The 21,920-nt window shown below is 72.8% G+C and carries 16 protein-coding genes and 2 riboswitches; of the genes, 8 read left to right on the forward strand and 8 right to left on the reverse strand.

The window, feature by feature from the left end:
* Positions 1-50: 50 nt before the first annotated feature.
* Entirely contained in the window at positions 51-2,285 is a 2,235-nt protein-coding gene (gene metE, locus AB0G01_RS28170; protein WP_360951285.1) for a 5-methyltetrahydropteroyltriglutamate--homocysteine S-methyltransferase, read from the reverse strand.
* 118 nt (positions 2,286-2,403) lie between these two features.
* Positions 2,404-2,614, reverse strand: a riboswitch (cobalamin riboswitch).
* Positions 2,615-2,970: 356 nt separating this feature from the next.
* Positions 2,971-3,189: riboswitch (cobalamin riboswitch) on the forward strand.
* Positions 3,190-3,305: 116 nt separating this feature from the next.
* Between metE and AB0G01_RS28175 the strand changes: the two genes are divergently transcribed.
* The 6 genes from AB0G01_RS28175 to AB0G01_RS28200 all read left to right on the forward strand — a co-directional run bounded on the left by AB0G01_RS28175 (position 3,306) and on the right by AB0G01_RS28200 (position 12,187).
* Entirely contained in the window at positions 3,306-6,173 is a 2,868-nt protein-coding gene (locus AB0G01_RS28175; RefSeq protein ID WP_360951288.1) for a ribonucleoside-diphosphate reductase subunit alpha, read from the forward strand.
* Positions 6,170-7,240 carry a ribonucleotide-diphosphate reductase subunit beta gene (locus AB0G01_RS28180; protein WP_360951291.1) on the forward strand — a complete coding sequence of 357 codons (1,071 nt, stop codon included), beginning with the start codon at positions 6,170-6,172 and terminating at the stop codon, positions 7,238-7,240. Before AB0G01_RS28175 ends, AB0G01_RS28180 begins: the two co-directional genes overlap by 4 nt.
* A gap of 87 nt (positions 7,241-7,327) precedes the next feature.
* Entirely contained in the window at positions 7,328-7,810 is a 483-nt protein-coding gene (nrdR, locus tag AB0G01_RS28185) for a transcriptional regulator NrdR (protein WP_360951294.1), read from the forward strand.
* A gap of 134 nt (positions 7,811-7,944) precedes the next feature.
* Positions 7,945-8,466: a hypothetical protein gene (locus tag AB0G01_RS28190; RefSeq protein ID WP_360951297.1), complete on the forward strand. Its 522-nt coding sequence runs from the start codon at positions 7,945-7,947 to the stop codon at positions 8,464-8,466.
* Positions 8,467-8,541: 75 nt separating this feature from the next.
* Positions 8,542-9,210, forward strand: coding sequence for a hypothetical protein (locus tag AB0G01_RS28195; protein ID WP_360951300.1), 669 nt, complete (start codon positions 8,542-8,544; stop codon positions 9,208-9,210).
* Positions 9,211-9,577: 367 nt separating this feature from the next.
* Positions 9,578-12,187 (forward strand): exo 1,3/1,4-beta-D-glucan glucohydrolase, encoded by a 2,610-nt coding sequence (locus AB0G01_RS28200; protein WP_360951303.1) that lies wholly within the window; start codon positions 9,578-9,580, stop codon positions 12,185-12,187.
* 108 nt (positions 12,188-12,295) lie between these two features.
* On the opposite strand, the gene AB0G01_RS28205 is transcribed toward AB0G01_RS28200, so the two are convergent.
* Positions 12,296-12,865: a TetR/AcrR family transcriptional regulator gene (locus AB0G01_RS28205; RefSeq protein WP_360951306.1), complete on the reverse strand. Its 570-nt coding sequence runs from the start codon at positions 12,863-12,865 to the stop codon at positions 12,296-12,298.
* A 142-nt stretch (positions 12,866-13,007) separates the two neighbouring features.
* Between AB0G01_RS28205 and AB0G01_RS28210 the strand changes: the two genes are divergently transcribed.
* On the forward strand, positions 13,008-13,850 hold the full coding sequence (locus AB0G01_RS28210) for an alpha/beta hydrolase (RefSeq protein WP_360951309.1): 843 nt from the start codon (positions 13,008-13,010) through the stop codon (positions 13,848-13,850).
* 194 nt (positions 13,851-14,044) lie between these two features.
* On the forward strand, positions 14,045-14,224 hold the full coding sequence (locus tag AB0G01_RS28215; RefSeq protein ID WP_360951312.1) for a hypothetical protein: 180 nt from the start codon (positions 14,045-14,047) through the stop codon (positions 14,222-14,224).
* 46 nt (positions 14,225-14,270) lie between these two features.
* Here the strand turns inward: AB0G01_RS28215 and AB0G01_RS28220 are convergent, their stop codons facing one another.
* The 6 genes from AB0G01_RS28220 to AB0G01_RS28245 form a co-directional block, all read right to left on the reverse strand.
* Positions 14,271-15,182 carry a DUF4253 domain-containing protein gene (locus tag AB0G01_RS28220; protein ID WP_360951315.1) on the reverse strand — a complete coding sequence of 304 codons (912 nt, stop codon included), beginning with the start codon at positions 15,180-15,182 and terminating at the stop codon, positions 14,271-14,273.
* Positions 15,183-15,249: 67 nt separating this feature from the next.
* Positions 15,250-16,047 carry a hypothetical protein gene (locus tag AB0G01_RS28225; RefSeq protein WP_360951318.1) on the reverse strand — a complete coding sequence of 266 codons (798 nt, stop codon included), beginning with the start codon at positions 16,045-16,047 and terminating at the stop codon, positions 15,250-15,252.
* Positions 16,048-16,116: 69 nt separating this feature from the next.
* On the reverse strand, positions 16,117-16,995 hold the full coding sequence (locus AB0G01_RS28230) for an SAM-dependent methyltransferase (RefSeq protein ID WP_360951321.1): 879 nt from the start codon (positions 16,993-16,995) through the stop codon (positions 16,117-16,119).
* Positions 16,996-17,153: 158 nt separating this feature from the next.
* Complete coding sequence (locus AB0G01_RS28235; RefSeq protein ID WP_360951324.1) at positions 17,154-17,687, reverse strand: EF-hand domain-containing protein; 534 nt, start codon at positions 17,685-17,687, stop codon at positions 17,154-17,156.
* Between the two features lie 497 nt (positions 17,688-18,184).
* On the reverse strand, positions 18,185-19,651 hold the full coding sequence (locus AB0G01_RS28240; RefSeq protein ID WP_360951622.1) for an FAD-dependent oxidoreductase: 1,467 nt from the start codon (positions 19,649-19,651) through the stop codon (positions 18,185-18,187).
* A 23-nt stretch (positions 19,652-19,674) separates the two neighbouring features.
* On the reverse strand, positions 19,675-21,777 hold the full coding sequence (locus AB0G01_RS28245; protein ID WP_360951327.1) for a molybdopterin oxidoreductase family protein: 2,103 nt from the start codon (positions 21,775-21,777) through the stop codon (positions 19,675-19,677).
* Positions 21,778-21,920: the final 143 nt, after the last annotated feature.

The raw sequence follows: 21,920 nt of genomic DNA on the forward strand, positions 1-21,920 counted from the left end.
CGGTCGGGGCGGGTGCCCGCGCACTGCTCCGGACACCCGCCCCGATCAGGTCACGCCGACGTCTCCCGGACCCGGCGGGTGGCCTCGACCAGGTTGCGCAACGCGGGCTCGACCTCGGCGTAGCCGCGCGTCTTCAGCCCGCAGTCCGGGTTGATCCACAACCGCCCGCCCGGCACGACCCGCGCCGCGGCGGCGACCAGCTCGGCCACCTCGTCCACGCCGGGCACGCGCGGCGAGTGGATGTCGTACACGCCCGGCCCGACGCCCCGGCCGAACCCGGCCGACCGCAGGTCGTCCAGGACCTCCATCCCCGACCGGGCGGCCTCGATGGTGGTCACGTCCGCGCCCAGGCCGTCGATCGCGTCGATGACCTCGCCGAACTCCGAGTAGCACAGGTGGGTGTGCACCTGGGTCCCCGCCGCCGCGCCCGAGGTGGCCAACCGGAACGACCCGACCGACCACTCCAGGTACGCCGCGTGGTCGGCCCGCCGCAGCGGCAGGAGCTCGCGCAGCGCGGGTTCGTCGACCTGGACGACCCGGATGCCCGCCGCCTCCAGGTCGGCGATCTCGTCGCGCAGCGCGAGCGCCACCTGGTCGGCGGTCTCGCCCAGCGGCTGGTCGTCGCGCACGAACGACCACGCCAGGATCGTCACCGGGCCGGTCAGCATGCCCTTCACCGGCCGCGTGGTCAGCGACTGCGCGTAGGAGCTCCACGGCACCGTGATCGGCGCGGGCCGCGACACGTCACCGTGCAGGACCGGCGGGCGCACGCACCGGGAACCGTAGGACTGCACCCAGCCCAGGTCGGTGACCGCGAACCCGTCGAGGTGCTCGGCGAAGTACTGCACCATGTCGTTGCGCTCGGGCTCGCCGTGCACCAGCACGTCCAGACCGATGTCCTCCTGCAACGCGATCACCCGCGCGATCTCCTCGCGCATCCGCTCCTCGTACTCGTCGCGGGACAGCTCCCCCGACCGCAGCCCGGCGCGGGCGGTGCGGATCTCGGTCGTCTGCGGGAACGAACCGATGGTCGTGGTGGGCAGCGCGGGCAGGTCGAGGTGCGCGTCCTGCGCGGCGGCGCGTTCGGCGTACGGCGCGCGGTCGCGGTCCTCCGGCCCCAGCGCGGCCAGCCGCGCCCGCACGGTCTCGTCCCGGCGGGGAGCGGCGACCGGCTCGTCGGCCACGTCCGCCCACCCGCCGTCCACGCCGTCCCGCAGCGCCTGGCCGAGCAGCACGACTTCGCGCACCTTCTGCCGCGCGAACGCCAGCCGCCCGCGCACCTCCGGTTCCAGCGCCGTCTCGGCGGCCAGGTCGTAGGGCACGTGCAGCAGCGTCGAGGAGGTCGAGAGCACGACCTCGGCGGCCGAGCCGAGCAGCGACGCGGCGGTGGCCAGCGCGGCCCGCAGGTCGGTGCGCCACACGTTGCGGCCGTCGACCACACCGGCCACGAGGGTCTTGGCGCGCAGCGCGGGCACGCTCGCGACGCCGGCCGCCGTGCCCGCGACGAGGTCCACGCCGATGGCCTCGACGGCGGTGCCCGCCAGCACCTCCAGCGCCGGGCCGAGCGCGCCGTAGTAGCCGGTGACCAGCAGCTTCGGCCGGGAGTGCAGCGCGGCCAGGCGGGTGTAGGCCCGGCCGAGCGCGGCCAGTTCGGCCGGCGGGCGGTCGGCGGCGAACGCGGGTTCGTCCAGTTGCACCCACGCGACGCCCTCGGCGGACAGGGCCACCAGCAGCTCGACGTAGACGTCGACCAGGTCGTCCAGCCGGGCCAGCGGGTCCGCGCCCTTGGCCAGCAGCAGGAACGTCACCGGTCCCAGCACCACGGGCCGGGTGGTGATCCCCAGCTCGCGGGCCTCCCGGTACTCGGCCAGCGGCTTGTCGCCGGCCAGCCGGAACTCGGTGTCGGGGTCGATCTCGGGCACCAGGTAGTGGTAGTTGGTGTCGAACCACTTGGTCAGCTCCAGCGGCGGCAGCTCGTCGGTGCCGCGCGCCGCCGCGAAGTAGCTGTCCAGCTCCGACTCGCGCCGGTAGCGCCGTGGCACCGCACCGACCAGGAAGGCCGTGTCCAGCACGTGGTCGTAGAACGAGAAGGTGTTGGACGGTACCGAGTCCAGCCCGGCGTCGCGCAGTTCCGCCCAGGTGGCCGCGCGCAGTTCGGCCGCGACGGCCGAGAGGGCCGCGTGGTCGATGCGCCCGGCCCAGTACCGCTCGACGGCCCGCTTGAGCTCCCGTCGGGGACCGATCCGGGGGTAGCCCAGGACGGTGGTGCCGATTCCACTGGTCACTAGCTCTCTCCTCGCGAGCGTGCGTGAACGCCGGAGCTTCCCGGGGCGCGCTTCGCGGGCGGCGCGAGGCCGCGTCCGCCGCGACCCGCCCGAGAGGTCACCGGACACCGCGCACCCGGTGGGCGCGCGGGCGGGTGGCAGGTCTTCGGACTCGCGGGCGCACACCTCACGCCTACCGGCCGTCGCTTCCCACGCTCACGCGCAGTGCTTGGTTGACGGCTTTCGTTCCCGCTCACCGCTGCGGGGCAGTCCCGGACTCCCACCGGGTTCCCTCTTGCCTCGCCCCGACCGACGATCGACCAGGGCGAACCACCAGCACCCGCGAGCGTAGCGCAGCGCGGGGACCTCTCCCGAGGAACGGGAACCGCCGCCGCGATCGCCTTCGGGTGCCGGTGCGGGATGTCACCGAGTCGTCCGGGAGCCCGGCCCGGTCCCCCCGCTGCCTCCGAGGTCGGCGATGCGGCCGTTTCCCGCCGGCCGGCACCGGTTTCCGGCGAGCCGCGTTCCGCCTTCTCCACAACTCCCTGCCGCGCAACCGTTTCGCGGTCGACGACGGCGCGGCCCACCGACCGCGGCGTGGCGCGGGTGAGGTGCCGACCTGGGCCCGGAGACGCGTGTCACGCGATGCACATCGCCCCGCGACACGCCCATGTGGGGCCCGGTTGCGAACGGATCTACAACATGTAGTGTCTCGCCCGTCGAAGGTTCCGACGCCCTCCCCGAGGGCCGAGGAGGCAAGAGGGAACCCGGTGCGAATCCGGGACTGCCCCGCAGCGGTGAGCGGAAACAACCGCCGTCAGACAGCACTGGGAGCGCGTGCTCCCGGGAAGCGACGGCCAGTAGGTCCGGCTGGACAGCCGGGTGTCCGCGAGTCCGAAGACCTGCCGTCGATGCGCGCGCCGGCCGGCGCGCGCGTGTCCGGGGCCTCGTGGGCGGGCCGACACGGATGGTCGCGCCGTTGCGCGCGCTCTGTGCGGTCGCCGCGTGCTCCGGGCCGTTGAGGCTCGCGAGGAGAGGGCTTTGTCGACCACAACCACGGGCACCGGTGTCGCGCAGGTTCGAGTGATCCGCCGCGACGGCACCGTCTCGGCCTTCGACCCCACCAAGATCCAGGTGGCCATGACCAAGGCGTTCCTGGCGGTGGAGGGTGACGTCGCGGCGGCGGCGTCCCACCTGCACCCGCTCGTGGCGGAGTTGACCGCCCAGGTGGAGAGCGCCCTGCTCAAGCACGCCCGCCCGGAAACCACCCTGCACATCGAGCAGATCCAGGACCAGGTCGAACTGGTGCTGATGCGCGGCGGCCACCACAAGGTCGCGCGCGCCTACGTGCTGTACCGCGACGAGCACGCCAAGGCCCGGCAGGTCGTACCCGCGCCGGTGCAGTTCCGGGTCAAGGGCGCGGACGGCGACCTCGTCCCGGTGGACTGGGCGCGGATCGCGGTCGTGGTCGGCGAGGCGTGCGCCGGCCTGGCCGACGTGTCGGCGGACCCGGTGCTCTCCGAGGTCCGGCGCGCGCTCTACGACGGCATCTCGGTGGACGAACTGGCCGTCGCGCTGGTGATGTCGGCGCGCACGCTGGTGGAGACCGAGCCGAACTACTCCTTCGTCGCCGCCCGCCTGCTGCTCGACCAGTTGCGCCGCGAGGTGCTGACCAGGGTCGCGGGCCGCCCGGTCGAGGCGACCGGCGAGCAGATGTCCTACCTGGACTACTTCCCGGACTACGTCCGGCTGGGCATCGAGCTGGACCGGCTGGACCCCGCGCTGGAGTCGTTCGACGTGGCGCGCATCGCGGCGGCGATCCGCCCGGAGCGCGACGCGAAGTTCGACTTCCTGGGCATGCAGACGTTGTACGACCGCTACTTCCTGCACGACCACGGCGTCCGGTACGAGCTGCCCCAGGCGTTCTTCATGCGGGTCGCGATGGGCCTGGCGCTGCGCGAGGACGACCGCGAGGCGCGGGCGATCGAGTTCTACGAGCTGCTCTCCACGTTCGACTTCATGTGCTCCACCCCGACGCTGTTCAACTCGGGCACCACCCGGGCCCAGCTCTCGTCGTGCTTCCTGACCACGGTCGACGACGACCTGGCGAGCATCTTCCAGGGCTACCAGAACAACGCGCTGCTGGCGAAGTTCTCCGGCGGGCTGGGCAACGACTGGACCCCGGTGCGCGGCATGGGCGCGCACATCAAGGGCACCAACGGCCAGTCGCAGGGCGTCGTGCCGTTCCTCAAGATCGCCAACGACACGGCGGTCGCGGTGAACCAGGGCGGCAAGCGCAAGGGCGCGGCCTGCGCGTACCTGGAGACCTGGCACGTCGACGTCGAGGAGTTCCTCGACCTGCGCAAGAACACCGGCGACGACCGGCGGCGCACGCACGACATGAACACCGCGAACTGGGTGCCCGACGAGTTCCTGCGCCGGGTCGAGGCGGACGCCGAGTGGACCCTGTTCTCCCCGGACGAGACGCCGGACCTGCACGACTCCTACGGCCTGGACTTCGCCACCCGCTACCGCGCCTACGAGGAGGCGGCCGACCGGGGCGAGATCCGCGTGTTCAAGCGCGTCCGCGCGACGGACCTGTGGCGGCGGATGCTGACCATGCTGTTCGAGACCGGCCACCCGTGGATCACCTTCAAGGACCCGTGCAACCTGCGCTCCCCGCAGCAGCACACCGGTGTCGTGCACTCGTCCAACCTGTGCACCGAGATCACCCTGAACACCAGCGCCGACGAGGTCGCGGTGTGCAACCTCGGCTCGGTCAACCTGGCCAACCACGTGACGGCCCAGGGCCTGGACGCCGAGCGGCTGCACCGCACCGTCCACACCGCCGTGCGCATGTTGGACAACGTGATCGACATCAACTTCTACACGATCCCCGAGGCCCGCCGGTCCAACCTGCGGCACCGGCCGATCGGCCTGGGCCTGATGGGTTTCAGCGACGCGCTGTTCACCCTGCGGCTCGTGCCCGGCTCGCCCGAGGCGGTGGAGTTCGCCGACCGCAGCATGGAGCACATCGGCTACCACGCGCTGTCGGCGTCGGCGGACCTGGCCCGCGAGCGCGGCAGCTACGAGTCGTTCGAGGGCTCGCTGTGGAGCCGGGGCGTGCTGCCGATCGACTCGATCGCGCTGCTCGCCGACGCCCGGGGCGGGGCGCTGGACATGGACACCTCGTCCACCCTGGACTGGGACGCGCTGCGCACCAGGGTGCGCGGCGGGATGCGCAACTCCAACACCATGGCGATCGCCCCGACCGCGACGATCTCCAACATCTGCGGCGTCGGCCAGTCCATCGAGCCGCTGTTCCGCAACCTGTACGTGAAGTCGAACATGTCCGGCGACTTCACCGTCCTCAACCGCTTCCTGGTCGACGACCTCAAGGCGCTGGGCCTGTGGGACGAGGCGATGGTGTCGGACCTGAAGTACTTCGACGGCTCGCTCGCGCCGATCGACCGGGTGCCCGAGGAGCTCAAGGCCCTCTACGCCACCGCGTTCGAGGTCCCGTCCGAGTGGCTGATCGAGGCCGGGTCGCGCCGCCAGAAGTGGATCGACCAGGCGCAGTCGCTCAACCTCTACATCGCCGCGCCCAACGGCCGCAAGCTGGACAACCTGTACCGGCTGGCCTGGCACAAGGGTCTCAAGACGACCTACTACCTGCGGTCCACCGCGGCCACCAGCGTGGAGAAGTCCACGTTGCGCGGCACCGACGGCAAGCTCAACGCCGTCCGTCCGGGCTCCGCGCCCGCGCCGACGCCCGTGCCCGCCGTCGCACCCGCGCCGACGCCCGCCGCGCCGCCCGCACCGGCCGGGCCCCCGTCGATCCCGACCACGACGTCGGACGACGCGCTCGTCTGCTCCGTCACCGACCCCGACTGCGAGGCCTGCCAGTGACCACCGACCTCCCCGACACCTCCGGCCTCGGTTCCATCGCCCGGGGCGCGGACCGCGTGCACGTGGACGACAAGTCCATGATCAACGCGCGCGCCGACGTCAACCAGCTCCTGCCGCTGAAGTACCACTGGGCGTGGGAGAAGTACCTGGACGGCTGCGCCAACCACTGGATGCCGACCGAGGTCTCCATGCAGGCCGACATCGCCCTGTGGCGCTCCCCCACCGGCCTCACCGACGACGAGCGGCACGCGATCAAGCGCAACCTCGGCTTCTTCGCCACCTCGGAGTCGTTGGTGGCGAACAACATCGTGCTCGCCGTGTACCGCCACCTGACCAACCCCGAGTGCCGCCAGTACCTGCTGCGCCAGGCGTTCGAGGAGGCCGTGCACACCCACACGTTCCAGTACATCTGCGAATCGCTCGGCCTGGACGAGGGCGAGCTGTTCAACATGTACCGCGAGGTCCCGTCGATCACCGACAAGGCCGCGTGGGCGCTGAACTACACCCAGCACCTCGAAGACCCCGAGTTCCGCACCGGCACGCCGGAGACCGACCAGGCGTTCCTGCGCGACCTGGTGGCGTTCTACGTCGTGTTCGAGGGCATGTGGTTCTACACCGGCTTCGCCCAGATCCTGTCGTTCGGGCGGCGCAACAAGATGATCGGCATCGCCGAGCAGTACCAGTACATCCTGCGCGACGAGTCGATCCACCTGAACTTCGGCATCGACTCGATCAACCAGATCAAGATCGAGAACCCGCACCTGTGGAACGACGCCTTCCAGGCCGAGGTCCGCACCATGCTGGGCGAGGCGTGCGAGCTGGAGATCGCCTACGGCCGCGACACCATGCCCAACGGCCTGCTCGGGCTCAACGCCGAGCAGTGCGAGCAGTACATGCACTTCATCACCAACCGGCGCTGCGCGCAGCTCGGCCTGGCCCCGGTCTTCGGCCCGTCCGACAACCCGTTCCCGTGGATGTCGGAGGCCATCGACCTGAAGAAGGAGAAGAACTTCTTCGAGACGCGCGTCACCGAGTACGCCTCGGGCTCGTCGCTCGACTGGGACTGATCCTCCCGGGGGCCGGGGCCGCCGCCCCGGCCCCGCGCCCGGCACACCCGATCCCGCCGCGACACCGGAGTGGAAAGGCGACCAGCAGTGCGCTGCCCGTTCTGCCGCAACGCGGATTCCCGCGTGGTCGACTCGCGCGAAGTCGACGAAGGCCAGGTGATCCGCCGCCGGCGGTCCTGCTCCGGTTGCGGGCGCAGGTTCACCACCGTCGAGGAAGCCGTGCTGGCCGTGGTCAAGCGCTCCGGCGCGACCGAACCCTTCAGCCGGGACAAGGTGGTCGACGGCGTCCGCCGCGCGTGCCAGGGCCGCCAGGTGGACGACGACGCCCTGCACCTGCTCGCCCAGCGCGTCGAGGAGTCCATCCGCGCCACCGGCTGCGCCGAGATCCCCAGCCACGAGGTGGGCCTGTCCATCCTGGGGCCGCTCAGCGAGCTGGACCAGGTCGCCTACCTCCGCTTCGCCAGCGTGTACCGCTCGTTCTCCTCCGTGGAGGACTTCGAGAAGGCGATCGCGGCACTGCGCGCCGGGCCGGACGACCCGGCGGGCGACCCCCCGGAGGTTCGGGGGTAGGCGGCGAACCGACTCCTGCCGCCGAACGGGTGACAGGTCGTCGAACCGGCTAACGACCGCGCGGTGGCGGCGAACCCACGGGGTGCCGCTCCGATTTCCGCCGGCACCCGCCGACCGCCGAAGAGGACGAACCCATGACGTCGTCACGCCTGTTCCGTTGCGCCGCAACGGTCCTGCTCGCCGCCGCCGCCACACTGGTCGCCGTGCCCGCCCACGCGGCCGGTGTGGACCAGGTGTGCGCGGGCACCGAGGTCACCACCTTCGACCCGCCGCTGACCCTCGCCGCGCGGCCGACCACCGTCACCGTCAGCGGCGTCTACCCCACCTGCACGAACGCCGCCGCCGGCACCGCCACCTACGCCGAGACGTTCACGCTCACCGCGTCCTGCCTGGCGCTGTTCGACTCGGGCTCGGCGCTGCGCACGTTCACCTGGGGCGGGACGACGGCACCGAGCACGTTCGAGTACAACGTCACCTCCAACGCCGTCGCGGGCCAGGTCGTCGTGACCAACACCGGCGTGCTCACGGCCGGCGGGTTCGCACCGGCCGGCGCGGAACAGGTGATCACCCTCGTCACCCCGAACCTGCTCCAGTGCCTGGCCGGCGGCGTGCCGAGCGTGACCGGCCCGACCACCCTCACCGTCCACAGCCCGTGACACCCCGGCGGTGACCCCGAAGCGGGGCCCGGCGGGAGATCACCGACGCGCCGGTCGCTGTGCTAGCTTCCGGGAATGCGCGGAGGCTCCAGGCACGGTCGTACACCGGTCGCGTTCGTCAAGGCGTTCGCGGCGGTGATCGCCGCGCTGGTGCTGTCCCTCGTCGGTTCGACCACGGTCGCCCACGCGGAGGTCGCGCCGGCGAGCGCGGTGTCCGGTGGGCAGTCCGGGCGCGGCTGCGAGTGCCGGACCCCGTCGATCGACCGCTACCAGCAGTGGCTCGCCTCGGGCGAGGGCACGACCGTGCCGGCGACCGGCAGCCTGCTGGTGCGCGAGCGCCACGGGTACGCGGCCAAGGTGGCGTTCCTCAGCGCCGAGTGGCACGTGATCGTCGTCTGGCTCGGCAACGAGTTCGAAGCCCAGGCGGACCTCACCCGGTCGTCCGGCTTCTGGCTGACCTACAGCGCCACCGACGACCTCTACGTCCAGCTCCGTCCGGGCTCGCAGTGGAGCGGCGGCGACAAGTGGCTCACGCTGGTGCCCTCGACGCGCGGGAAGACCGTGCGCAAGTTCTTCAGCTTCTCCCCGGACAAGTGGACCTGGCTGCCCGAACTGGGCAAGCCGGCGCACACGTTCGCGTCGGCGTTGAGCGAGGCGCGCGGCCTGGTCTTCGTCGGCAAGACCCCCAACAAGCTCGAATTCCGCGGCCTCGACGTCAACCGGTACCGCCCGCCTTGCCGGTGAGCGCACGAACCGGGCCGTGACGAACTGCCGGCCCGAGGACGACCGGGCCACGTGGCCGTGATCCGCTCGTAGCGGTGGCCCGTGGTCGCTGATCGCGCCGATCACCCCACTGGCGTGAAACCGAAGGTTCGCCCGGCACGCGGAGACGCGCGCGCTCCGGCGCTCCCACCGCCCGCCACCAGCGCACATCCGCCTCGCCGACACCGTTGTCGCGCCCTGCCCGGGGCGAGACGGGTCCGCAGCGCCCCCGGCGTGCCGCCATTCGTCCTAACCCCTGCGAGGGAACGCTCCCAGCCGATCTTGACCACCCCTCGGGCAGGGGTGAGGATCTGGCCGTGCCGCCGCATTTCGAGGAACGGACTTGCCGATGTCACGCAGACACCTGGGTGCCGTGCTCGCCGCGGTGCTCGCCGCCGGGCTCATCACCACCGGTGGTGCTCTAGCCGCGCCGAAGCAACCGGTGGTGGGTGAGCCGCGCACCGAGAACGGGTGCGCCCGGATCGAGAAGACGTTGCCGACGCTGTCCGACTGGCCGAAGGTGGACAGCCGGGTCGGGTCGAGCGCGGCCGACGAGCGGAGGATCAAGAAGCTCCTCGGCACGATGACGTTGGCCGAGAAGGTCGGCCAGATGACCCAGCCCGAGATCAACGCGATCACGCCCGACGAGGTGCGCGCGTACGGCATCGGCTCGGTCCTCAACGGCGCGGGTTCGACGCCGGGCATGGACAAGCACGCGCCGCCCGAGGCGTGGCTCGACCTCGCCGACGCGTTCTGGACCGCGTCCACCACCTCGCGCACCCGCGTGCCGTTGATCTGGGGCACCCACGCGGTGCACGGCAGCAACAACGTCTACGGCACAACGCTCTTCCCGCACAACATCGGCCTGGGCGCGGCGCACGACCCGTGCCTGGTCCGCGAGATCGGCAAGGCCACCGCGGCACAACTCCGCGCCACGGGGCAGGACTTGACCTACGCGCCGACGCTGGCCGTGCCGCGCGACGACCGCTGGGGACGCACGTACGAGGGCTACTCGGAAGACCCGCGCATCACCCGCGCGTACGGCTACGAGGCCGTGAAGGGCATCCAGGGCTCGGACCGCCGGCGGGTGGACGTGCTGGCCACCGCCAAGCACTTCATCGGCGACGGCGGCACGCTGCGCGGTCGGGACCAGGGCGTCAACCCGTCCTCGGTCGCCGAGATGATCAACACGCACGGCCAGGGCTTCTACGGGGCGCTGGCGGCGGGCGCGCAAGCGGTGATGGTGTCGTACAACAGTTGGACCAACGCGGAACTGGGCATCGACGAGGGCAGGTTGCACGGCAGCAAGTCGGCCGTGAACGACGTCCTCAAGGGCAAGCTGGGCTTCGACGGGCTCGTCGTGTCCGACTGGAACGGCATCGGCCAGGTGCCCGGGTGCTCGAACTACTCGTGCCCGCAGGCGATCAACGCGGGCATCGACGTGGTGATGGTGCCGACCGACTGGAAGGCGTTCATCGCCAACACCGTCGCCCAGGTCGAGGGCGGGCAGATCCCGTTGGGGCGCATCGACGACGCGGTGACCCGGGTCCTGCGCGTCAAGCTGCGCGCGGGCGTGCTGGACGGCGAGAAGCCCTCCGCGCGGGCGGGCGCGGGGTCCGCGAAGGCGTTGCAGGCGCGCAAGGTCGCGCGTGAAGCGGTGCGCGAATCCCAGGTGCTGCTGAAGAACGACGGCGGCGTGCTGCCGTTGAAGTCGCGGGCCAAGGTGCTGGTGGTCGGCAAGAGCGCGGACAGCCTCCAGAACCAGACCGGCGGCTGGACGTTGTCCTGGCAGGGCACCGGGAACACCAACGCGGACTTCCCCGGCGGCACCACCGTGCTCGGTGGTCTGCGCGAAGCGCTGGGCGCGGCGAACGTGGTGTTCAGCGAAACCGGCGACGTGGACCCGGCCGGGTTCGACGCGGTCGTCGCGGTGCTGGGCGAGACCCCGTACGCCGAGGGCATCGGCGACCTCGGCCGGCGCACCCTGGAGGCGGCGAAGCTGTACCCGGAGGACCTGGCCGTGCTGGACAAGGTGCGCGGTCGCGGCGCGCCGGTCGTGACGGTCTACCTGTCGGGCCGGCCGTTGCACGTCAACAAGGAGCTCAACCGCTCGGACGCGTTCGTGGCGTCGTGGCTGCCCGGCACCGAGGGCGGCGGTGTCGCGGACCTGCTGGTGCGCGGTCGGCACACCTACCCGGGCTTCTCCGGGCAGTTGTCGTACTCCTGGCCGCGCAGCGCCTGCCAGACCGTGCTCCACCCCGGGCAGGAGGGCTACGACCCGCTGTTCAAGCCGGGTTACGGCCTGAAGTCGTGGCAGCGCACCACCATCGGGCAGCTCGACGAGACCTCGCCGGTGGGCGGGTGCGCCGACGACGACGGCGGCGGCACGGCGACCGAGGAGCTGGAGCTGTTCGTGGGCGGGGACGTCGCGCCGCACCGGGGCTACCTCTCGTCGCCGGACAACTGGGACGGCACCGAGATCGGCCCGGACGGCACGGCGGCGCACAGCTCGATCTCCGTCGCGCCGGCGGACGTGAACGGGACCGGTGACGGGCTCAAGACCACGTGGACGGGCACCGGTCCCGGCCAGATCTACCTCGCGAACCCGGCCGGTGGCACGGACCTGCGCGGCTACGCCAACGCCGACGCCGCCGTGGTGTTCGACGTGGTCGTGCACCAACCGCCGACCAACCGGACGGCCCTGGGCGCGCACTGCTCGTGGCCGTGCCTCGCGGAGGTGGACACCACCAAGGTGTTCACCGACCTGCCGGTGGGTCAGCGGTCGACGGTGAAGATCCCGGTCTCCTGCCTGGTGGCGGCGGGCCTGGACGCGGAGAAGGTCAACATCCCGTTCCTGGTGTTCACCGACGGCCCGTTCCAGGCGTCGTTCGCGAACGTCCGCTGGGTGCCGAAGGCGGCCCAGGACCCGGACGCGAAGACCTGCGCGGAACTGGGCTAGCCCGCGCGGCCCCGACGTCCGTCCGGCTCCGCGCTCGCGGGGCCGGACGGAGCGGCCGTCCGCCGGCGTGGACGCCTCGGGCCGCGCGCCGGGGGGCGGTGCGGGGTGTCAGTCGGTGCGCCGGTCGAGCAGCAGGTCCGGGAGGCGGGTGAGCGCGCGCCGGAACGGGCCGCTGTCGCCGAACAGCCGGCCGTGCACCAGGCCGCCCTCCATCAGCGCGAAGGCGTCCTCGGCCGCCGCCCGCGCGGAGGCCGGTGCCCGGCCCTCCCGGGTCGCCGCGTCGGCCATGGTCGAGATCCACACCTCGGCGATCTCGGCCGCCCGCCGCCGCACCGGCTCCGGCACGCCGCCGAGCGTCATGCTGTCCATCACGCACGACAGCAGGCCGCCGCCGTAGAGCTCGCCGATCAGCAGCGCCGACCGGGTGATCCCGGTCCGCACGTCCGGCTCCTCGCCCATGGGCCGCAGGGCGTGGACGAAGAGCCGTTCCACCCGCTCCAGCACCGCCTCGGCCATCTGGACCTTGCCGTCCGGGAAGCGGTGGTAGAGGCTCGCCCGGCGCAGCCCGGCGGCCTCGGACAGGGCTCCCAGCGACGCACCGCCGTAGCCGGCGCTCCGGAACACCTCGGCCAGCCGGTCGCTCAGCTCGTCGTCGCGCAGGGACGGGGATCGCGCCATCCCCCATCAATACCGAACGTACGGTCAACTGACAAGGACGCTTCCCGTCCGGGTGGTGTCGACCCCGTCACGTTGCTTTACCGATCGTTCGGTAATAGCGTCGCCGGCAGGACGACCCGACCACCGCCGAAAAGGACGAGAGATGCCTTACCTCACCGTGGGACGCGAGAACAGCGCCGACATCACCCTGCACTACACCGATCGCGGCACCGGCCGACCCGTGGTGCTCATCCACGGCTACCCGCTGTCCGGCGCGTCCTGGGAGAAGCAGGAGCAGGCGTTGCTGGACGCCGGCCACCGCGTGATCACCTACGACCGGCGGGGCTTCGGCAAGTCCGACCAGCCCAGCACCGGCTACGACTACGACACCTTCACCGACGACCTCGACAAGGTGCTCACCGCGCTCGACCTGACCGACGTCGCGCTGGTCGGCTTCTCCATGGGCACCGGCGAGGTGGGCCGCCACCTCGCCCGCCACGGTGCCGCCCGCGTGGCCAAGGCGGTGTTCCTGGCCTCGCTGGAACCCTTCCTGCTCAAGACCGAGGACAACCCCACCGGCGTGGACGCGAGCGTGTTCGACGGCATCCAGGCCGCCGCCAAGGCCGACCGCTACGCCTGGTTCGACCAGTTCTACGGCGACTTCTACAACCTCGACGAGAACCTGGGCACCCGGATCGGCGAAGCGGCCGTGCGGACCGGCTACGCGGTCGCCGCCGGCGCGGGGGCCAAGGCGTCCTGGGCCGTGGTGCCGAGCTGGCTGACCGACTTCCGCGACGACGTCGCCAAGGTCGCCGAGACCGGCGTGCCCGTGCTGATCGTGCACGGCACCGCCGACCGCATCCTGCCCGTCGACGCCTGTGGCCGCGAGTTCGCCAAGCGCCTGCCCGCCGCCGAGTACGTCGAGATCGAGGGCGCGCCGCACGGGTTGCTCTGGACCCACGCGGACGAGATCTCCGGCCTGCTGGTGCGGTTCCTCGCCGACTGAGCGGCGTCCTGGCCCGGGTAGGACGCGGGCCCTGACGGCGGGCAGCCGGGAGTCCTCTGTGGACCGTCCGGGCCGGTGCCGTCCTCCGGCGTTCAAGCCCGGTGCGCGATCCCGCCGCATACGCGGACTTCGTGGAACCGTCGAACGCCGGACGGCATCAGAGTGGGAAAGGGCCCCGCCGTGAGGAGGCACCAGTGCCGACGTTCGCCGAGTCGATCATCGCGACGGACCGGTGCATGACCAGCAGCACCGGACGGCTGGTGTGCGAGAGCCCGGCGGGACTCGCCATGGCCGTCGTGGTGGCCCTGCTGGCCCTCACCCTGCTGCTCCCCCTCGGCGTCGACCTGCTCGCCCGACGCCGCAGGCGGCGCTGACGGCAGGACCGCCCGGACGAGCGCCCCCAGGCGGGCACATCCGGGGTCACCCCGGAAGTGTCCCCTCCTCGCCGTGCTCCGGTGACCCCTCGCCCAGGCCCTGGTCCCACCAGAACGTCCACGAGTTGTCACCGACGAGACGGCCCGCGTAGTCCTGGAGCGCCTGCGGCCCGTCGTCCTGCCAGATGTTGTCCGGGCAGAACGCGAAGTGCTCGGCGGCGATCACCAGGGCCTCCTCGCGCGTGGCGGGCGGCGCGGCGACGCCGAGCACGAGCGTGTCGAACCCGACCGCGACGACCCGCGCGCCGAAGCGCTCCTCCCAGCTCCGCAGCACCGCCGAGAGCTCGGCGGTGTCGCCGGTGTGGTCCACCGGCCCCGTCCACCCGACGACCGCCACGGTGTCGGCGGCCCGATCCGCCGCGACCAGGCCCAGCCGCACCGACGGGTGCCCGGCCCGGAGGTGCTCGGCCAGGTCGTCGGCGGTGCGACCGGGGTCGGCGGGTACCGGGCGCGCGGGTGCGAGCCCCGGCCACCGGCGGCCGTGGGGAGCGGTCACGGCGGCCCGCTCCGCCGGCGTCAGCGGGTCGTCGGGGTCCTCCTCGGTGTGCTCCGCCCACCAGGTCGCGAGCAGCCGGGCGGGATCGTGCTCGGCGGGCGAGGACATCCCGCCGGGCACCACCTCCCCGCTGCCCCACGGCCGGTACGCCGCGTCCTCGTCGTCCAGCGCGTCGAGCAGCAACGGCCACAGCCCCGACCTGGCGTGCTCGGCGCGCAGCCGCGCCCACAGGCCCTCGGGCGCGGGCCCGTCGCCCAGCCAGAACGCCGGCCGGTCGCCGCCTCCCCCCTCGGGAGCGACCGCGCGACCGGGCGGCAGCGGGACCGACAGCGTCCGGCCCGCGTCGGCACCCCCGGCGAACAGCGTCCGGAGGTCGTCGGGCAGTGGTGGTCCGGTGATCACGCTGCGGATCGTAGGCGGCGGGCACGACAGCGGGAACACCTTCGGCGAAGTTCCACCGACGGCCGCCTCAGTGGGGGCGCAGGCGGGAGAAGAGGCGCTCGCCGGCACCCGGCCAGATCTTGGTGTCGCGACCGAACATCACGAACAGGTCGAGCGCGTCGGCCGGACCGTGCACGGTGAACCCCGCGCGGCGGTAGAAGACGTCCAGCCCCCGGTCGTCGGGCATCGCCCCGTAGATGATCTCGTAGTTGCACTGGTCGTAGATCCGGGTCGCGATCTTGAGCATCGAGCCGCCGAGGTTGTCGCCCCGGGCGTGCTCGGCGACGGCGACGACCTTGACCCGGACGAGGAACATGCCGATGCCGAGGACCGTCTTGTACTGCTCGTGGTCGTCGAAACCGACCTCCGCCATCCGGTCGATGATCTGCGAGGCAGCGGTGAGCGGCGGGTAGGCGAGCAGCGCGCCGACCACGCCGTGGTCGCGGTGCTCGGCGACCAGGACGAGGGCGGCGGACAGGTAGGCGAGGATCGGGTTGTCGTCGCGCTGGTGCTCGGCGAACCGGGCGGCCATGTGCTCGGTGTAGGCGCGGTGGCCGTCGCGCAGGCAGATCCGCAGTCCGCCGCCGGCGGTACCGCGGGCGATCCCGGCTTGCAGCTCCGGTTCGAACGGCGCGCCGGCGAGGTCGGCCAGTGGTCCGATGGCGTCGATGTCGGCGGCGGTGGCGGCGCGGATGCGGGTGTTCTCGGCGGCGGCCCAGCCGCTGTCGAGCTGCCCGTCGGTGATCCGCTCGGGGTTGGTCACGGCGTCGCGGTGTCCTTTCGGTTCGTACCGGTTGGCCACCGGCGTGTGTCGCCGTTTCCGCACCGCCTTCTCCCCCGCCCGGTCACCGTCGCCGGCGGGTGGCGGTGTCGGCACCGGCCGCGCCGGAGTCTGTCAGACGTCCTTGACGGCGAACACCCAGAGGTTGGTGGCGAGGGCGTCGCACGGTTGCGGGAGCGGTCCCCGACCGTGCAGCGCCGTGTAGTGGAACGGCGTGCGGGTGGTCGTGGTCCAGCCGCGCGCGGCGAGCGCGGCGGCCGAGTCGGGCCGGGCGTCGTCGTCGAACAGGGCGAGCAGGTCCACCCCGATCTCCTCCTTGGCCAGCCGGTACACGGGGCTCTCGGTGAACTCCCGCACCTCCCGGACCGACTTGATCTCGTAGGCGCAGCGGCTGCCCGGCGCGCTGAGCCGGTCCACCCGGGCGATCAGCGCCTCCTCGGCGGCGGCGGGCAGGTACAGCAGCAGCCCTTCGGCGAGCCAGGTGGTGGGACGGGCCGGGTCGAAGCCCGCGTCGAGCAGGGCGCGAGCCCAGTCCAGGCGCAGGTCGGCCGCGACCGGCGTGCGCACCGGTTCCGGTGTGGCGCGCATCTCACGGAGCACGCCCTGTTTGAACTCCAGGACGGCGGCCCGGTCCACTTCGAACACGGTGCTGCCGGCCGGCCAGCGCAGCCGGTAGGCGCGCGAGTCCAGCCCCGCCCCCAGCAGCACGACCTGGTGCGCGCCCGCGTCGGCCGACGCCTCGGTGAAGTCGTCCAGGACCCTGGTCCGCAGCCCGAAGTAGCGGGCCAGCCTCCCCCACACGGGGTGGGCGTCGCCGTCGGGCACGTCCTGCGGGCGGACCGGCCACGTCCGGGACACCTCGGCGGCCCGCACGAAGTGCTCGGCGAACCCGTCGTGCGCCAGCGCGTCGGGCCGGTGGTGCTCGATGGCCCGTGCGGCGGCGACCATCAACGCCGTCACCCCCACGCCGTGCTCGATCCCGTCCAACTCCACTACTCCCACTCCCCGGGTACCCGTGCGCGGTCGGTTCGGCCGACCGGCACCACGTCGAAACGAACCCGTCGGCGCGCGGGCGCTCCACGGGTTCGGGCACAGCTCTCGCACGGATCGCCGGCGACCGTCCGCGCCGGCTTCGGCCACGCCCTGCGGCGTCAGCGGGGCCTCTCGCCGACCAGCAGGTCGCCGGGAATGCCCGCCTGGTCCGGGGAGTAGAAGTCGACGATGGCCCGCCGCCAGGTGTCGACCTCGACCAGGTCCTCGTCGGAGGGCTCGAACGCGTCGAACAGCGCGTGGACGTTCGCCACCTCGAACCCGATGGCCGTCATCAGCGCGCGGAAGCGGGGCCTCGCGATCAGCCCGTCGCGGTCCGGGTCCCCCAGTTCGACCAGGGCGTCGGCGAACTGCGCCACGGTCGCGTCGAACCGCTCCGGCGAGAGCACGCAGGACCGGAACTCCGCCCAGGTGACCGCCCCGTCGCCGTCGGCGTCCAGTTCGGCGGCCAGCGTCTCCCAGAAGCGCCGGAACGCCGCCGTCATCGCCCGCGTGGCCGCCGCGTCGGAGCCGTCGGCCACCGCCACGACCCGTCGCGCCATGAATTCGAAGTCCGCGGCCGTCAAGCTCCCGCTGCCGTCCGCGTCGAACAGGGAGAACACCACCGACACGCGTTCGACCGCAGCATCCCGCATACCCGAACCAACCCTTCCCGGTACCTGTCTGACAACACCGCCGACCGTAGCCGGCCGGGCGCGCCGAAAGCGCATCCGTTCACTCGAAAGGGGGGCCGCTACCGGGAATTCCCGTGGTCGTCGAATAATTCACCACGCGAATTGCGGTGACGCGCACCGCCGCACCCGCCGGCTGTCCGGTCGACGCCACCCACCCGGAAGATCAGCCTACCAGGGGGCGTTCACCGCTCCGTATGGCCACAGTGGACGGTGCCGCGTCGCGCGGTCCACCGTGGCCGGACACGACCGGGAACAGCGCGTCGAACCCGGATCATCGATTTCCGGCGCGCACTACCCGAGGTGAGGATCGCACTCCGTCCGGGGTCGGTCCAACGGTCTACAACCGACGCTTTCGGCGACCTCCCGCCGAAGGGAAAACAATGCGCTCCCCCTCGGCCCCGCGACGTGGACCACCGGATCGACCGGACCGCGCCGGCCGGCGGACCCGCGCGGTCCGGTCAGGACGCGAGGTCCGGGGCGGGTTTGCGGGTGGCGAGCCAGTCGGCGATCGCGGTCACCACGTCCAGGCAGGTGCCGCAGCCGGTCGTCGCCCTCGTGGCGAGGGCGAGCGCGCCGACCGCCCGCGCCCCGGTGTTCCAGGCCGTGACCAACTGCTCCTTCCGCACGGTGTTGCAGCGGCAGACGAGGGTCGTGCCGGGCAGGTCCGCCGGGGCGGTCGACCCCGTGGGCCCGGTGACCAGCGCGCGGCCGAGCAGCAGTGCGAGGCGGTCGTCGGGCGCGGGCATCCCCTGGTCGAAGAGCTGGGTCACGGTGGCGGCGGCGTCCGGGACGCCGAGCAGCACGGCACCGACGACCAGGTTGTCCCGCAGCACGATCTTGGCGTACCGGCCGCGCGTGGGGTCTTCCACCCGTAGCACCTCGACCCCCGGTTCGTCCGGCTCGACGTGCACCTCGCCGAGCGAGGTCAGGTCGATGCCGCGAGCCTTGAGCCGGGTGACCACGGGAGTTCCCCGGTACCTGATGCCGGGGTCGGCCCCGGTCAGCAGCGCGGCCAGCACCGTGGCCTGCTCCCACGCCGGCTGGACCAGGCCGTTGACCGTCCCCCGGTGCTGCGCGCAGTCGCCGAGCGCGTGAATCCTCGGGTCCGTGGTGCGCAGGGCGTCGTCGACGACGATCCCCTGCTCCACCGCCAGTCCGCAGGCGCGGGCCAGCCCCGCTTCGGGGCGCACGCCGGTCGCCACGACGAGCAGTTCGGCCGGTACCGCCGTGCCGTCGTCCAGCTCCAGCCCGACGCCGGGGGTGTAACCCCGAGCGGACCGGCCGAAGCGGAACTCCACACCCGTCCGGCCGAGCGCGTCCGCCAGCACCCGGCCCGCGCCGGGGTCGAGCTGCCGTTCCATCGGGTGTCCCAGCGGGTGCACGACGGTGACCAGGTTGCCCCGGCCGACCAGGCCGCGCGCCGCCTCCAGGCCCAGCAGTCCGCCGCCGAGCACGGCGACCGGGGCTCCCGGGCGGGCCGCCGCGAGTATCCGGAGGCAGTCGTCCAGGTCGCGGAACACCGCCACGCCGTCGGAGAGCCCACCGTCCGGCCCGAACAGCCCCGGCACGGGCGGCAGCCGGGGGACGCTGCCCGTCGCGAGCACCAGGGCGTCGTAGGGCAGCGCCTGGCCGTCGGCGAGCTCCACCACCCGGGCCGCGCGGTCGACGCGCACGGCGGCGGTGCCGATCCGCAGGTCGACCCCGCTCCGGTGGCCCCAGTCGGGCTCGTGCAGCCGGACGGCGTCCACGTCCACACCGCCGGCCAGGACGTTGGACAGCAGCACCCGGTTGTAGGCGGGGTGCGGTTCCGCGCCGACCACGGTCAGCGCGACCCGGACGCCGTCGGGATCGCGGTCGCGGATCTCCTCGGCCAGGCGCGCGCCCGCCATGCCGTAGCCCACGACGACGACCCGCCGGGCCTCCACCGTCCTCGACGGACCCGCCGCGCTCACCGGGCCACCTCCCGCACCGGGTCCAACCGGACCGCGCACGCCTTGAAGCCGGGGATGTGGCTGGTCGGGTCCAGCGCCGGGTTGGTGATCAGGTTCGCCCGCTGCGCGCCCGGGAAGTGGAACGGCAGGAAGACCGTGTCCAGCCTCATGGACGGCACGAACCGCACCCGCGCCGAGGTGCTGCCCCGCGCGGAGGTCACCGTCGCCAGGGTGTCGTCGGCGAGCCCGAACCGGGCGGCGGTGTCGGGGTGGACCTCGACGAACACCTCCGGTTCGGCGTCGTCGAGCTCCGCGATCCGGCGGGTCTGGGTCCCGGTCTGGTAGTGCTGGAGCAACCGCCCGGTGGTGGCCCACAACGGGAATCGCGCCCCGGGCACCTCCGCCGGCTCCCGGTGGTCGACCGCCGCGAACCGGGCCCGCCGGTCGGGGTGGAGGAAGCCGTCGAGGAACATCCGGGGCGTCCCGGGGTGGCCGGGTGCGGGGCACGGCCAGTACAGGCTCTCCCCGGCGCGCAGCCGTTGGTGGCTGATGCCCGAGTAGTCGGCGGGCCCGCCCGCGCTGGCGCGGCCCAGTTCCGCGAAGGCCGCTTCGGCGTCGGTCGGGTAGTCCCCCGGTGCCTGCCCGAGGCGCACCGCGAGACCGCTGATCACGTCGAGGTCGCCGCGCACCCCGTCCGGCGGGTCCACCGCGCGCTGGCGCAGCAGCACCCGTCCTTCGAGGTTGGTCATCGTGCCGGTCTCCTCGGCCCACTGGGTCACCGGCAGCACCACGTCGGCGAGCGCGGCGGTCTCCGAACCGACGAAGTCCGCCACCACCAGCAGGTCCAGCGCGGCGAGCCGCTCGGTGATCCGGCCCGCGCCCGGCGCGGAGACGACCGGGTTGGTGCCGAACACCAGCAGCGCCCGGATGCCGCCGGGTCGGCCGGCGGCGTCGAGGATCTCGTAGGCCGAGCGCCCCTTGCCGGGCAGCTCGGGTTCCGGGATGCCCCACACCTCGGCGACGTGCCGGCGGCCGGCGGGGTCGTCGACCTTGCGGTAGCCCGGTAGCTGGTCGGCCTTCTGCCCGTGCTCCCGGCCGCCCTGGCCGTTGCCCTGGCCGGTGATGGTGCCGTAGCCGGAGCCCGGCGTGCCGGGCAGGCCGAGCGCCAGCGCGAGGTTGATCCACGCCGAGACCATCGCCGTGCCGTTGGAGTGCTGCTCGGTGCCGCGCGCGGTGAGCACGTAGGCGTTGGCCGCCTGGGCGAGCAGGCGCACCGCCAACCGCTGGTCGGCCGCCGCGACGCCGGTGACCCGCTCCACCCGCTCCGGCCACCAGCGCGCGGCGATCCGCCACGCCTGGTCGAACCCGGAGGTCCGCTCGCGCACGTAGGTCTCGTCGAGGTACCCCTCGGCCACGGCGATGTGCAGCAGACCCGACGCCAGCGCCAGGTCGGTTCCCGGCCGGGGTCGGAGGTGCAGGCCGGCCTGCTGCGTCGTGGCCGAGCGCCGGGGATCGACCACCACCAGGCCGCCGGCGTCCACGGCGCGCCGGAGGTGCTGGACGAACGGCGGCATGGTGACCGCCACGTTGGCCCCCACGAGCAGCACCGCGTCCGCCGAGGCCAGGTCGGTGAGCGGGAACGGCAGGCCGCGATCAGCGCCGAACGCGCGGATCGTCGCCGCTGCGGCGGCCGACATGCAGAACCGGCCGTTGTAGTCGATGTGCGGGGTGCGCAGCGCGACCCGGGCCAGCTTGCCCAGCAGGTAGACCTTCTCGTTGGTCAACCCGCCGCCGCCGAGCACCCCGATCGCGCCCGGCCCGTGCTCGGCCCGGATGGCGGCCAGCCGCCCGGCCGCGAAGTCCAGGGCGTCGTCCCACCCGGCGGGCTCCTGCCCGGCGTCCGCGCGGGCGCGCACCCACGGCGTGGTCAACCGCCCCGGCGTGGTCAGCACCGCCGCCGCCGTCCACCCCTTCTGGCACAGGCCGCCGCCGCTGGCGGGAAAAGCCCTCGGCCGCACCCGTGCGTTGTGCCGGTCGCCGTCGACGACCATCCCGCACTGCAACGCACAATAAGGGCAATGGGTTTCCGTCGAAGTCACCGCGTCAACTCGTCCGCTCATTGCGTACACCTCCGCGACGACCCCAGCATCCGGCGCAGGCGACGAGTTGTCCACGAATTGCCAAACGTTTCACGGCAATGGACCAACACGCAACGATACCCGACAAAACCGGCGAACCCGCATCCCGCGAACCGGGCAATCCG

This window comes from Actinosynnema sp. NPDC023587 (genome assembly GCF_040640215.1).
Taxonomy (GTDB): domain Bacteria; phylum Actinomycetota; class Actinomycetes; order Mycobacteriales; family Pseudonocardiaceae; genus Actinosynnema.